Here is a 13,636-nt window from a genome sequence, read left to right on the forward strand (position 1 = left end):
ACGGCGGTGCGGAACCGGTGGAGGTCCGCACCGCCGCACATGGAGCGACAAGAGCCGCCCGGCGGATCCCCGCCTCTCGGAAACCGCCCCCCGAATGGCATGCTCATGCGGAGAACGTCTGAAGATCACACAACTGCGGAGGATTTCACCCATGGAGAAGCCGGTCATCCTGACGGTGGACGACGATCCGGGCGTGTCCCGGAGCATCGCCCGCGACCTGCGGCGGAACTACGGGCAGGACTACCGGATCGTCCGCGCCGAGTCCGCCGCGGACGCCATGGAGGCCCTGCGGGAACTGCGGCTGCGCGGCACCGACGTCGCCGTGATGCTCGCCGACTACCGCATGCCGCAGATGAACGGCACGGAGTTCCTCGAACACGCGATGGACCTGTACCCGCACGCCCGGCGGATCCTGCTCACCGCCTACGCCGACACCGACGCCGCCATCCAGGCGATCAACGTGGTCGACCTCGACCACTACCTGCTCAAGCCGTGGGACCCGCCCCAGGAGAAGTTCTACCCGGTCCTCGACGCGCAGCTGGACGCCTGGCACCGCACCGACCGGCACGTCCAGTCGGAGCTCCGGGTGATCGGCGCGCGCTGGTCCGCGCGGTCGTACGAGGTCCGCGACTTCCTCGCCCGCAACCAGGTGTCCTACCGCTGGCTGCTCGACGACGAACCCGAAGGCGTCCAGTTGGTCGCCGCCGCCTGCCACAGCGACGGCTCGCCGCCACAGCTGCCCCTGGTCATCACCGCCGAGGGGACCACGCTCGCCGCGCCCACGGACGCAGCACTCGCCGGACTCGCGGGTCTGACCACCCTCCCCATCACCGACTTCTACGACCTCGTGGTGATCGGCGGCGGCCCGGCCGGACTCGGCTCCGCGGTGTACGGGGCCTCCGAAGGACTCCGCACCGTCCTGGTCGAACAGCACGCCTCCGGCGGCCAGGCCGGGCAGAGCTCCCGCATCGAGAACTACCTCGGCTTCCCCGACGGCGTCTCCGGCGCGCAGCTCGCCGACCGGGCCCGCCGTCAGGCCCTGAAGTTCGGCGCGGAACTGCTCACCGCCCGCACCGTCACCCGTCTGGAGGCCCGCGGCCAGGCCCGCGTCATCGGCTTCGAAGACGGTACGGAGATCGCCGCGCACACCGTCATCCTCGCCACGGGCGTCACCTACCGCCGCCTGGAAGTGCCCGGCCTGGACGAATTCGTCGGCAGCGGCGTCTACTACGGCGCGGCCCTCACCGAGGCCCCGGCCTGCAGCAGCAACGACGTCTACATCGTCGGCGCGGCCAACTCAGCCGGGCAGGCCGCCGTGTACCTGGCTGGCTACGCCAGCCGCGTCCACCTCATGGTGCGCAGCGACGGCCTGGAGAAGTCCATGTCGCACTACCTCATCGAGCAGATCGAGAACATCCCCAACATCGTCGTCCACACCGGCACCAGCGTCGTCGGGGCGAGCGGCGACGGGCACCTCCAGAAACTGGATATCAAGGGCCCGGAGGGTGTCCGTACGGTCGACGCGCAGTGGCTCTTCGTCTTCATCGGCGCGCGCCCCAGCACCGGCTGGCTCGGCGAAACCGTCGAGCGCAACCCGCAGGACTTCGTCCCCACCGGGCCCGACCTGACGGTCGGCGGGCAGCGGCCGCGCAACTGGCCGCTGGAACGCGACCCCTACTTCCTGGAGACCAACGTCCCGGGCGTGTTCGCCGCAGGTGACGTCCGCGCGGACTCGATCAAACGGGTGGCGTCGGCGGTCGGCGAGGGCGCGATGGCCGTCGCGATGGTCCACCGCTACCTGGCGAAGACGTGAGCGGTGCCGGGCGCGGACGGCACGGGGTGAGGAAAGTGAGCGGTGCCGGGCGCGGACGGCACGGGGTGAGGAAAGTGAGCGGTGCCGGGCGCGGACGGCACGAGGTGAAGACATGAGCGGAACCGGACACGGACAACACGAGGAGACGAAGTGACCAGCGTCGACGTCAAACACCTCCGCGGGCTGTTCCTCTTCGAAAAGCTCGACGACGAGCGGCTCGGGTGGCTGGCCGGGCGTGGGACGGAACGCAAGTACGACGCCGATACTCACGTCGTACGGCAGGGCGACCCGTCAGCGGAACTCTTCGTCCTCGTCGAGGGCGAGGTCGTGATGTCAACGGACACCGGCTCCGGCGTCGTGGAGATGACCCGCACCTCCCACCCGGGGGTCTACGCCGGGGCGTTCAACGCCTACTTGGGTGACCACGCGCCGGACGTCTACCAGCATTCGCTGCGCACCACCGCACCGTCCCGCTTCTTCGTGCTGCCGGCCACCGACTTCGCCTTCCTGGTGCAGGACTGGTTCCCGATGGCCCGGCACCTGCTCGACGGCCTGACCTTCGGCGCCCGCGCCCACCAGGAGCTGGTCGGCCGACGGCAGCGGCTCGTCGCGCTCGGCACCATCACCGCGGGCCTCACCCACGAACTGAACAACCCGGCGGCGGCGGCCGGGCGTGCCGTCGGTGAGCTGCGCGCCAGCATCAGGGCCTCGCGCACCCACCTGGCCGAACTCGCCGCGTCGGGCCTTGACCCGTTGCTGCTCACGGAGCTGATCGAGGATCAGCAGCGTTGTGCCAAGGAGCCTGACTGTTTTCCCGTACGGACGCCTCTTGAGGTCAGCGACGCCGAGGACGAACTGGGCGACCTGCTCGAAGGGCACGGTGTCACCGACGCGTGGGAACTCGCCCCCTCCCTGGTCGCCGGGGGAATCGACGCCGTACGGATCGACCGGGTGCGGGAACTCGTCGGGACCGGACGCCTGGAGGTCGCGCTGCGCTGGCTGACGGCCGCCACGGAGATCTCCCAGATGCTCGACGAGGTCACCGACGCCACGGAGCGGATCTCCAAACTGCTCGCCGACGCCAAGCAGTACTCCCAGATGGACCGCGCCCCGCACCAGACCAGTGACGTGCACACGCTGCTGGACAGCACGCTGGCGATGCTGCGCGGGAAGATCCCGCCGGGGATCACCGTGGCGACCGACTACGACCGGACGCTGCCACCGATCCCGGCGTACGGGGCCGAGCTCAACCAGGTGTGGACCAACCTGATCGTCAACGCGGTCGACGCGATGGATGGGAGTGGGACGCTCACCGTGCGGACCAAGCGGGAGAACGAGACCCTCGTCGTGGACGTGGAGGACACCGGTCCAGGGGTTCCCGCAGAGGTGCGCGAGCGCATCTTCGAGCCGTTCTTCACGACGAAGGCCGTCGGGCAGGGTACGGGTCTTGGCTTGGATATTTCCTACCGCATCATCGCGGGGAGACACGGCGGGGACCTGCGGCTGCTCGAATCGGGGCCGGGGAGCACGACGTTCGAGGTGCGGCTGCCGCTGACCGGGTGAGTTTGTGTCAACGCCAAACAGGCGGTCACTCATAGTGTGAGACGAGTTGCGGCGCGGATATGGCGTACGCGTTGACAGGCACTCAAAAAGCGTGTGGGGGACCTCCGCCTGACAGCGGAGGTCCCCCACAAGTGGCCTGCTACAGGGCCGGCTTCGCCGCCGGAACCTCCTTGATGTGATCAACCACCGTGCGGGTGATGATCGCGGTGTTGCCGGTGACAGTGCCGACGTTCAACGACGTGCCCGCCCTCTTCTCCACCTGTACGGTGCGCTCGCCCAGGAACTCGTAGCTCGTCTTGTCGAAGATCCATTCCGTACGCCCGCCGGTGAACTCGTCGAGACGCGCGACGGCGACCCCGGGCCGACCGACGGCGTCCACGACATCGTCCACTACGACCACGCCGGGGATCGTCGCCGCGGCCCGGTACAGCGCCTGCCCCAGTTTCGGCGGTGCGATCGACTCCCGCAGCAGATCGCCGATCACCACGAACGCCTCCTGGTCAGGCCCGTTTCCCTTACCCGCGGTGTCGGCGTAGATCTTCTTCAGCAGTTTGCCGGGGTCGGTGGGCAGGGACTGCATGTGACGGTACGAGCCCCACAGGGGAGCGTTGTCCGGTCCTTCGGGGCTGCTCCACTTGTTGCCTCCCGTCCCGGCACCTGGGACCGCCGGGTTCCCCGGCTCGACGACCCAGTTCTTCGAACCGTCGGGCGACAACCAGACCTGCCGTCCGTGCAGCGGCCTGACCTCGGAGACGGGGGCACCGCCGCCGGCGTCGGCGGTCGACCAGGTGAATGAAACCTTGCTCTCCACGTAGACGAACTGGTTGTCCCGGAGCACGAGTTCCGGCTTGCCACCGGCCGCCAGGGAGATCCGCTCAAGGATCGGACCCGCTTGGTTCTGCGCCATCGACAACGACGTGCGGTCCTTGTCCGCCGACCACGGCGACAGGTCCGCCCCGAAGCCGAGCACCGCGACCATCGCGCCCGCGGCGGCCAGCGCCGGCACGGCGAACAAGGACCTGCGGACGTACGGCCGCATCTTCGGTTCGGCGTTCTCCTGCTGGATGCTGCGCATCAGCTGCTCCCGGTGGTGAAGGTGTCGGCCCTGCGGCAGGTCCCGTTCGGCGCCTGTCCATTCCGTACGGTCGGGCGTGTTCATCGGGCTTCCTCCTGGGCGAGCCGGGCCGCGAATGTGCGGCCACCCTCTACCTGTCCGTGGTCGGCTTTCGGTTCCAGAACAGCGGTGCGCAGTTTCTTCCTGGCCCGGGAAAGACGCGACCGTACGGTCCCGACCGGGACGCCGAGCGCTTCCGCGGCGGCGGCGTAGTCCAGTTCGGCCCAGACGCACAGCGCGATCACTTCACGCTCGGCGGGGCGCAGACCACTCAGTGCCTCGTGTACGGCGGCGAGTCTTCTGCTGTCGTCCAGGCGTTCGTCGGATTCGTCAGCGAAGTCCGGGACGGTGTCGTCGGCGGGCAGCCGGTCGAGCATCGCGCGCCTGCGCCGGGCCGAACGGGTGATGTTGCGGGCGGTGTTGGTCGCTATCCCGAACAGCCAGGGCCGGAGCGACCCGCCTTCCGGGTCGACCCTCCTCCGCAACTTCCAGGCTTCGAGGAACGTCAACGCCATCACGTCCTCGGCGGTCGACCAGTTGCCGGTCAACCGGAACGCGTGGTTGTACACCGCCTTTGCGTAACTGTCGAAGATCTCGCCGAAAGCGTCGGCGTCACCGTCCCGGATCCGGGCGCGCAATGTCATGTCCACACCCTGAACTGTCCGGCGGGGCGGGGGTGGTTCCCGTGGTGGCCGTCACGTCCGGGGAAGGGGTGACGCCGCCGTTCCCCGGCGGGTTGTGCGGCGGTATCAGGGGCCGACCTGGCAGCCTCGGGTAATCGGTCGTCGCGCGTTCCTCCGCGAATGACACCTCATGGCCGCCGTGTGTGGTCACTGGGAGCGTAGTGCGACCAGGAACCCCCGGCCTCGACGGCCAGGCGAGCGGTGGTGCCGTCGTTGTAGCCGAGCATGCGGGCGACCACGGGAGCAGGAGCCTGTGGGACGAGGCTGCGGAACCCGGTACGGCAGCGCCGTACGCTGCGCGGCACCACTTCGGGAGGGGCGTGTCCGTCCACAGTGGACGACAAAAGACAAAGGCAAGGAGGTTGTCCACTCCTTGCCACTCTTAACGTATAGCGCACCGGGGGCCTTGCGGCAAGACCCGGGTCGTGCCGCAGAATCTGCAGTCGAAGCCAGAACCTGAGGAAATCAGGGATTCGCAAAGTACGTGCGCCTTTTTTGTCGACATGCGGGCCCCGCGGGACGTCGAACCACCGGTGGGACCCGCGGTGCGGTTACGGGCACTCGGCGCGGAGGCGCGGGTGTGCGCGCCGCCGGACTGCGCGGAGCAACTGGCGGAACGCGACCTTGTTGAATGGGGCGGTTTTCATGATTGACGTGATCGTGGTCGGCGGCGGACCGACCGGTTTGATGCTGGCCGGCGAGTTGCGGCTGCACGGCGTGCACACGCTCGTGCTGGAGAAGGAGGCGGAGCCGACCAGGGTGGTCCGGGCGCTCGGCCTGCACGCGCGCAGCATCGAGGTGATGGACCAGCGCGGTCTGCTGGAGCGGTTCCTCGCACTCGGCCAGCAGTACCCGGTCGGTGGTTTCTTCGCCGGCATCCCCAAGCCGTCGCCGGACCGGCTGGACACCGCACATCCGTACGTCCTCGGCATTCCGCAGACCACCACCGACCGCCTGCTGACCGAGCACGCCACCGAGCTCGGCGTCGAGATCCGGCGCGGCTGCGCACTGGTCGGGCTGAGCCAGGACGACCACGGGGTGACCGCCGAACTGGCCGACGGCACGCAGTTGCGCTCGCGCTACCTCGTCGGCAGCGACGGGGGCCGCAGCACGGTGCGCAAGCTGCTCGGCGTCGGCTTCCCCGGCGAGCCCACCAGGGTCGAGACGCTGCTGGGCGAGATGGAGGTGACCGCGCCACCGGAGACGCTGACCGCTGTGATGACCGAAGTCCGCAAGACCCAGCTGCGGTTCGGCGCCATGCCCCTCGGGGGCGGGCTGTACCGCCTCGTCGTACCCGCCGCCGGGGTGACCGGGGACCGCGCGGTCCCGCCGACCCTGGAGGAGTTCAAGCAGCAGCTGCGGGCGACCGCCGGGACCGACTTCGGCGCGCACTCACCGCGCTGGCTCTCCCGCTTCGGCGACGCCACCCGGCTGGCCGAGCGCTACCGGACCGGCCGGGTGCTGCTGGCCGGCGACGCGGCGCACATCCACCCGCCGACCGGCGGGCAGGGCCTCAACCTCGGCGTCCAGGACGCGTTCAACCTCGGCTGGAAACTGGCCGCCGAGGTCAACGGCTGGGCACCGGAGGGGCTGTTGGACAGCTACCACACCGAACGGCACCCGGTGGCCGCCGACGTGCTGGACAACACCTGCGCGCAGATGGAGCTGCTGTCCACCGAACCAGGTCCCCGGTCAGTACGCCGGCTGGTGTCGGAACTGATGGACTTCGAGGACGTGAACCGGTACCTGATCGAGAAGATCACTGCGATCGGGGTCCGCTACGACTTCGGCGGGGGGCATGAACTGCTCGGCCGGCGGCTCCGGGACGTGGGGCTGAAGCGGGGGCGGCTCTACGGGCTGATGCACGGCGGCCGCGGACTGCTGCTCGACCAGAGCGGCCGACTCTCGGTGGCGGGCTGGGCCGACCGGGTCGACCACGTCGTCGACGTCAGCGAGGAACTGGACGTGCCCGCGGTGCTGCTGCGGCCGGACGGCCACGTGGCGTGGGTCGGGGAGGATCAGCAGGATCTGCTCAGCCGACTGCCCACGTGGTTCGGCGCCGCCGTCAGTCGGCGACCCAGTGCGCGGCACCGACCAGTTGCTCCCGGAAGTCGGCGGCGGTCAGTGTGAGCGGCCCGGCCAGTGGGCTCGCGGGGTTGTCCGGGAAGAGCTGTGAAGCGTTCACCTTCTTCCTCGGGCAAGAAATAAAAAGGGTGGAGAAATATCCGTACGGGGACTTCCGACGCGCACCATCCGGCGCGACATCGAGCGGCTCCTCGACCTCGGCTACCCGGTGCACGCCACACACGGGGCGATCGGCGGCTACCGCCTCGAAGCGGGCAAGGCCATGCCGCCGCTCCTGCTGGACCACGAGGAGGCTGTCGCCATCGTCATCGGGCTGCGCACCGCAGCGGCGGTGGCCGGGATCGAGGAGACATCCGTACGTGCCCTGGCAAAACTGGAACAGGTGCTGCCGGCACGGCTGCGCCGGCAAGTGTCGGCGCTTCAGCCGAAGTGCCGCACGAGCACGCGGGATCGGCGTCCGGACTGCTGTCCACGGTCGCCCAACTCGGGTCCGCGGTGGGTGTCGCCGTGTCGTCGCTGGTGTTCTTCGGGCACATGGAGGGCAAGCCGCCGACCGGAACGACCTTCAACGACGCCTTCAACGACGCCTTCGGGGCGAGCCTCTGGTGCGTCGTCGGGGCGTTCGTCCTGGCGTTTGTGCTGCTGTTCGCGCTGCCGCGCCGTACGCCCGCCATGGCGGGCGCTGCGGCCGAACCGGCCCCACCGGCCCCACCGGCCAAGGCTGATCCGGTGCAGGACCTGACGCCGGTGGCGTGACCGGTACAAGCCGGGAACAGCGCGTGGAGCGGCTGAAACCGCGGCATGCGGCGGCGTCTTGACCTCGAGATGACGCGGGTCGGCGACCCGCGTCATCTTCCTCGACGAGCCGACCACCCGCCTCGACCCGCGCAGCCGCCACACCATGTGGCAGATCATCCACGGCCTTGTGGCCGGCGGGGTCACGATCTTCCTGACGACGCAGTACCTCGAAGAGGCGGACCAGCTCACCGGCCGGATCGCGGTCCTCAACAACGGGGAAACCGTCGCCCAGGGCACCCCCGAGGAGCTCAAGCGCCTGGTCCCCGGCGGCCACGTCAGCCTGCGGTTCGCCGACCCGGGCGACTACGGACTGACCGCCCGTACCTTTTACCCTGGCTGACACGGCGGCGATGCTGCGGCGCAACCTCCGGCACGCGTGGCGCTACCCGGCCATGACGATCAGCGTCATCGCGCAGCCTGTCGTCATCCTGCTGCTGTTCGTCCACGTCCTGGGCGGCGCGATGAGTGCCAGCCTCGGCGGGGCGTCGAACGAAGGCCCTTCAGCGTCGATATCGAAACCCTGCGCGGCCTGCTGACGGGCACGGAGGTCGGTGTCAACGGGCGGCTCACGACGTGCGCGAGCCGGGTCCTGCCCAGGCCGCCCGCACCGGCGATGGACGTGACCCGCGAAGTATGCAGCAACTCCGCCACTGCGATACCGGCCTGCCGGTAGGCCGCCGACCGTCACAGTCCGTCAGCGCCGAAACCGTGTCCGTTTTCTTCAAGACAGCTCCTGACCTGCGCTTTAGTGTGGACCACATGACTACGCGCTTCTACTTCACCGGCATCGTCGTCGCGGACATGGCCAAGTCGCTCGCCTTCTACCGGCGGCTCGGCCTGGACATCCCCGCCGAGGCCGACACCCAGCCCCACGTCGACTTCCAGCTCACCGACGGACTGCTCCTGGCCTGGGACACCGTCGAGACCATCCACTCGTTCGACCCCGACTGGACACCGCCGACCGGCGGCGAGCGCATGGGGCTGGCTTTCCAGTGCGACACGCCGGCTGAGGTCGACGCGGTGTACGGAGACCTCACCGCCGCCGGATACACCAGCTACAAGGAGCCGTGGGACGCGTTCTGGGCGCAGCGCTACGCGATCGTGCTCGATCCTGACGGCGTCGGCGTCAGCCTGCTCGCGCCGCTGCCGCAGTAGGGGTGCCTGCTCGCGCCGCTGCCGCAGTAGGGGTGCCGACGGGGCCGCCACCGCTGTAGGCGTTCCGGCCGGGCCGCCGCCACCCGCCGTTCACATCCGCCCGGTAGGGTCGCGCGGCTGACAGCGGCGACCGGCACGGCGAAAGAGAACCAGTGGACGACGCGGACCAGGCTGCGGCCCGGCGGGTGGGGCTGGGGACGATCGCCCGGGAGTGGGGCCGGATCGGCTGCGTCGGCTTCGGCGGACCGCCCACCCACATCGCCCTGCTGCGCAGGCTCTGTGTGGACCGGCGGCGCTGGATCGCCGCCGCCGAGTTCGAGGACGGGACCGCGGCGACCAACCTGCTGCCGGGCCCCGCCTCGACCCAGCTGGCCATCTTCACCGCCTGGCGGCTGCGCGGTGTGGCCGGTGCCGTCGTCGGCGGACTGGCGTTCATCCTCCCCGGGCTCGTGCTGATCCTGGCCCTGGCCAGCCTGTTCCTTGCCGGGAGCCCGCCCCGGTGGGTGCACGGCGCCGCCGCCGGAGCCGGTTCCGCGGTGGCCGCCGTCGCGGTCCAGGCCGCCACCGCGCTGGTCCCGGCGAGCTGGCAGCGAGCCGGTGGGCAGCGGGCCGCCCGGGGCCGGTGGACCGGCTACTTCCTCGCGGGCGGCGCGGCGGCCGCGCTCGCCGGCCCGTGGATGGTGCTGGTCCTGATCGCCGCAGGTGTCCTGGAGGTCGTGGCCCGCACCCGCCCCGCCCTGCCTGAGCCCGGCCGGCGGGCTGGGTGGCCGCTGCCGCTCGCCGTGGCGCTGCCCGCCGGTGGCGGTCTGTTCGCGCTGGCCTGGGTGGCGCTCAAGGTCGGCGCGCTCTCCTACGGCGGCGGTTTCGTGATCATCCCGCTGATGCAGGCCGACGCGGTACACACCTACCACTGGATGACCGACGGCCAGTTCCTCAACGCCGTCGCGCTCGGCCAGATCACCCCGGGGCCGGTCGTGCAGACGGTCGCCGTCGTCGGCTACGCCGCCGCCGGGCTCCCCGGCGGCCTCCTGGCCGCCGCTGTTGCCTTCGCCCCCTCGTTCCTGTTCGTGATCTTCGGTGGACCCCGTTTCGACCGGCTGCGGACGAACCCCCGCGTGCAGGCGTTCTTCACCGGCTCCGGGCCTGCGGTGATCGGCGCGATCACCGGCTCCGCGATCCCCCTCGCGCTGGCCCTCCAACACCTGTGGCAGTACGGCGTACTCGCCGTCGCCGCGCTGTGGCTGCTGGCCGCCCGGCGTGGTGTGGTCGGGGCGTTGCTCGGCGCGGGGGCCGTCGGCGTTGTGGTCGCCTTCGCCGGCGGGCCCGTCAGCTGACTCCGGATCAGCCACGGCCCAGTAACGGATGCCCGCATAAATACCCGTCACAGCGAGCAGCGGTGTGGCTATGCTGCACCGCGCAACCGTGACCGGGGGTGATAAGCATCAGGAGCACCGACCGCAGGACCAGCACCACAGGGGTCCGGAACTTCGCGCGCCCGCTGCTCTTCGTCCTCCTGACGCTCGGCGTCGCGGGTCTGCACACCCTCGGCCACGCGCACGACGCGGTGGCCGCGGTCGGGCACGGACACCACGCCGAACCGGCCGCCCCCGTTGACGCTCGCTGGCCTCGCCCTCCTCCAAGTGCTGCGGATATCGAACGTCGGCGACCTGCGGAGCCGCGACACCATGCTGCGTCATCACCACGTGTGTCCGCCGGTCCGCTCGCAGCCGCACGCGTCCATCCACGGCACCGTGCCCCACGGGCACACCAATGAGGGAAACCAACATGAGCACCGACGACCACGAGCACATGCACCACGCCGGTCACCCGAATCCGGCACCCGCCGAGAACACGCCGCACCACGCGCACCACGCGGACCACGCGGACCCGGCACCCGTCGACCACTCCACGCACCACGACCACGACCCCGCGCCCGGCGGAGTGACCTGGGGCGCGGCGGCCCAGGCCACGCTGCACTGTCTGACCGGCTGTGCGATCGGCGAGGTCCTCGGCATGGTCATCGGGACCGCCGCCGGCTTGTCCAACATGCCCACGGTGGTGCTGTCCGTGGCCTTGGCCTTCGTCTTCGGCTACGCCCTCACCATGCGGATCGTGCTCAAGTCGGGTCTCGACGTCAAGACGGCCCTGAAGGTGGCCCTGGCCGCCGACACGGTGTCGATCCTGGTGATGGAGATCATCGACAACACGTTCATGGTGAGCGTCCCGGGCGTGATGGACGCCGGTCTCGGCGACATCAAGTTCTGGGCGGCGCTCGCGGCCTCGCTGGTCGTCGCGTTCGTCCTGACCGTCCCGATCAACCGCTGGATGATCGGCCGCGGGCAGGGCCACGCGGTGATGCACGCTTACCACCACTGACCGTACGGGCGGCACTCATCCGCCCGGAGCACCCAGTAGTCCGGTGAGGGTTGCGCCGGCCAGTGCCCTGACGTCGCGGGACAGATGGGCCTGGTCGGCGAATCCGCACCGTGCGGCGACCCGGGCCAGCGGCATGCCGCCGCGTGCGAGTCCCAGCGCGCGGTCCAGTCGCAGCACCCGCGCCAGGGTCTTGGGCCCGTAGCCGAACGCCGTCAGACAGCGGCGGTGCAACTGTCGTTCACTCAGGTTGAGCATCTGCGCGGCGGAGCCGACCGTACGGCCGTTGCGGAGTTCGAAGACCAAGGTCTCGTACGGGGAACCCGTGCGCAGTCGCCCGGCTGCCAGGGTTTCCATCGCGTGTCCCGGGTCGGCCGCCCCGCCGACCCGCTCGGCCAGCAACCGCACTTCGCGTTCCGGCCACACCGCGTCCAGCGGCACCTGGCGGTCGCGCAGCTCGTACGCGGGCACGCCGAACAGCGAAGGCCCCGTGCCCGGTGCGAACCGCAGTCCCACGTACCGCGTCCCGGGTTCGTCGGCGACGAGCCGCGCCCTGGTGTCCGGACCGGCGATCAGCAGGGTGTCCCGGTGCCAGAGCAGATCTATGCAGCCGTCGGGCAGCACACGCTTGGGCCCGCCGGGCTCCGTGGTGCTGGACCACAGGACGGCTCCGGCGAGCCTCGACGGTTTTTCCTTGTACATGGGTCGATTATCGCCAGGGCCGTCACCACGCGCCGAGCAGGCTCGTCGTGCGCCCGCCCGCGCGGACGACGAGGGAATTGAGGACTCCGATGCGGTCCGGCGGGACCTTCACGTCCATCAGCAGGCGTCCGTGGGCGTCGTGGCTGAAAGCGAAGCTGAAGAACGAACAGCAGCACATCTCACGCGCGGCCAGGTCGCGGGCGGTGCGTTCGGCGGCGGCGTTCAGGGTCAGCCGCGCCCGCGTCGCGGTGGGGCGTGCCACGCCGATCAGCGCGCTGGCGAACAGTACGTCGAACGCGGTTACCCGCAGCGGTTGTTCCCCGGTCGGCAGGGTGCAGGTGTCCGGTACCCAGGTCATCGTCCGGCTCCTTCGCGTCGGTGGACGCCCCGGATCCCTACCGGAGCCCTGATCCGACGTTAGAACACGCTCTGTAGTCACCACTAGGCGGTTTGTGCGCTGATTTTGTGGAACGACTTCTCCGCGCACCGCGCCAGCGTCTCGATGAACGCCGCCGTCAGCGGGTCCGGCTCGCCCCGGGTATAGGCGGAGAGCTCACGGCGGACGGGCGGATCCGGGTAGAGCGCCGCACCGTCGAAGCCCGTCGGAATCACGTTGGCGGGCACCAGCGCGGGACCGAGTCCGGCGGCGGCCAGGACCGGGGCCGCCGCCGTCTGCTCCGTCCGTACGGCCGCTTTCGGCTGGAAGCCCGCCGCGGCGCAGACCTGGTCGAGCAGCTCCGCGAGCCCGTTGCCCGGGGCGTAGTGCACCCACGCGCGGTCGGCCAGCCGCTTGACCTCCACTGTTTTGTGCGTGGCGCACGGGTCGTCGGACGGCAGGACGATGACGAACTCCTCGGTGCCGAGTGTGCGCACAGGGCCCGTCCAGCCGTCCGGCGCCGGGCCGACGGCGAGGTCGGCCTGACCGGCCGTCATCGCATCGCGCAGTTCGTCGGCGTGCCGGTGCTCGAACAGCCGGATCTGGACGCCGCTGTGCGCCCGGCGCCACGCGCGCAGGACGGGCGGCAGCACGCCCAGGGTCACCGAGTACAGCGTGGCCAGTTGCAGTTCGCCGGCCTCCAGGCCCAGTGTCTGGCGGGCCGCGCGTCTGGCGCGTTCGGCGTCGGCGAGGGCGGCGCGGGCGTGCGGCAGCATCGCCCGGCCCATCGGAGTGAGCCGCACACTTCGCGGCAGCCGTTCGAGCAGCGGCCCGCCGATGTTCCGTTCCAGCGCGCGGACCTGGTGGGAGAGCGCGGGCTGGGTGACAAAAAGAATTTCGGCGGCCCGGGTGAACGACCCCTCGTCGACAACGGTGACCAGGTATTCGAGTTGCCGCAGGCTTGCCATGCACAC

General features: G+C 70.3%; 13 protein-coding genes and 2 pseudogenes. 10 read left to right on the forward strand and 5 right to left on the reverse strand.

Annotation, left to right across the window (positions count from 1 at the left end; genetic code table 11):
* Positions 1-151 precede the first annotated feature (151 nt).
* Positions 152-1,813 (forward strand): NAD(P)/FAD-dependent oxidoreductase, encoded by a 1,662-nt coding sequence (locus tag AC0Z36_RS09815; RefSeq protein WP_485462366.1) that lies wholly within the window; start codon positions 152-154, stop codon positions 1,811-1,813.
* A 150-nt stretch (positions 1,814-1,963) separates the two neighbouring features.
* A complete protein-coding gene (locus AC0Z36_RS09820) occupies positions 1,964-3,376 on the forward strand; it encodes an ATP-binding protein (protein WP_485462367.1) in 1,413 nt (470 codons plus the stop codon).
* A gap of 139 nt (positions 3,377-3,515) precedes the next feature.
* Here AC0Z36_RS09820 and AC0Z36_RS09825 read toward each other — a convergent pair whose 3' ends face one another.
* The gene (locus AC0Z36_RS09825; RefSeq protein ID WP_485462368.1) at positions 3,516-4,535 is read right to left on the reverse strand and encodes a CU044_5270 family protein; all 1,020 of its coding nucleotides are present in this window, start codon (positions 4,533-4,535) and stop codon (positions 3,516-3,518) included.
* Positions 4,532-5,128: an RNA polymerase sigma factor gene (locus tag AC0Z36_RS09830; protein ID WP_485462411.1), complete on the reverse strand. Its 597-nt coding sequence runs from the start codon at positions 5,126-5,128 to the stop codon at positions 4,532-4,534. The genes AC0Z36_RS09825 and AC0Z36_RS09830 overlap by 4 nt, the downstream gene beginning before the upstream one ends.
* Before the next feature lie 690 nt (positions 5,129-5,818).
* Here AC0Z36_RS09830 and rox point away from each other — a divergent pair.
* The 8 genes and pseudogenes from rox (at position 5,819) to AC0Z36_RS09870 (ending at position 11,587) form a co-directional block, all read left to right on the forward strand.
* On the forward strand, positions 5,819-7,303 hold the full coding sequence (rox, locus tag AC0Z36_RS09835) for a rifampin monooxygenase (protein WP_485462369.1): 1,485 nt from the start codon (positions 5,819-5,821) through the stop codon (positions 7,301-7,303).
* Between the two features lie 91 nt (positions 7,304-7,394).
* Positions 7,395-7,683, forward strand: a pseudogene (locus tag AC0Z36_RS09840) (helix-turn-helix transcriptional regulator); the annotation flags it as partial.
* A gap of 4 nt (positions 7,684-7,687) precedes the next feature.
* Positions 7,688-8,014, forward strand: a complete 327-nt coding sequence (locus AC0Z36_RS09845) for a hypothetical protein (RefSeq protein ID WP_485462370.1) — start codon at positions 7,688-7,690, stop codon at positions 8,012-8,014.
* A gap of 42 nt (positions 8,015-8,056) precedes the next feature.
* Positions 8,057-8,375 (forward strand): annotated as a pseudogene (locus AC0Z36_RS09850) (ABC transporter); the annotation flags it as partial.
* Between the two features lie 31 nt (positions 8,376-8,406).
* A complete protein-coding gene (locus AC0Z36_RS09855; RefSeq protein WP_485462371.1) occupies positions 8,407-8,592 on the forward strand; it encodes a hypothetical protein in 186 nt (61 codons plus the stop codon).
* Positions 8,593-8,815: 223 nt separating this feature from the next.
* Positions 8,816-9,211: a VOC family protein gene (locus AC0Z36_RS09860; protein WP_485462372.1), complete on the forward strand. Its 396-nt coding sequence runs from the start codon at positions 8,816-8,818 to the stop codon at positions 9,209-9,211.
* A 152-nt stretch (positions 9,212-9,363) separates the two neighbouring features.
* Positions 9,364-10,545 (forward strand): chromate efflux transporter, encoded by a 1,182-nt coding sequence (chrA, locus tag AC0Z36_RS09865; protein ID WP_485462373.1) that lies wholly within the window; start codon positions 9,364-9,366, stop codon positions 10,543-10,545.
* 451 nt (positions 10,546-10,996) lie between these two features.
* Positions 10,997-11,587 carry a DUF4396 domain-containing protein gene (locus tag AC0Z36_RS09870; RefSeq protein WP_485462374.1) on the forward strand — a complete coding sequence of 197 codons (591 nt, stop codon included), beginning with the start codon at positions 10,997-10,999 and terminating at the stop codon, positions 11,585-11,587.
* 15 nt (positions 11,588-11,602) lie between these two features.
* Here AC0Z36_RS09870 and AC0Z36_RS09875 read toward each other — a convergent pair whose 3' ends face one another.
* From AC0Z36_RS09875 to AC0Z36_RS09885, 3 genes are all read right to left on the reverse strand, one after another.
* The gene (locus tag AC0Z36_RS09875) at positions 11,603-12,286 is read right to left on the reverse strand and encodes a helix-turn-helix transcriptional regulator (protein WP_485462375.1); all 684 of its coding nucleotides are present in this window, start codon (positions 12,284-12,286) and stop codon (positions 11,603-11,605) included.
* A 22-nt stretch (positions 12,287-12,308) separates the two neighbouring features.
* A complete protein-coding gene (locus AC0Z36_RS09880) occupies positions 12,309-12,644 on the reverse strand; it encodes a hypothetical protein (RefSeq protein ID WP_485462376.1) in 336 nt (111 codons plus the stop codon).
* 83 nt (positions 12,645-12,727) lie between these two features.
* Positions 12,728-13,630 (reverse strand): LysR family transcriptional regulator, encoded by a 903-nt coding sequence (locus AC0Z36_RS09885; RefSeq protein ID WP_485462377.1) that lies wholly within the window; start codon positions 13,628-13,630, stop codon positions 12,728-12,730.
* Positions 13,631-13,636: the final 6 nt, after the last annotated feature.

It is taken from the genome of Kitasatospora sp. UYEF31 (genome assembly GCF_057291755.1).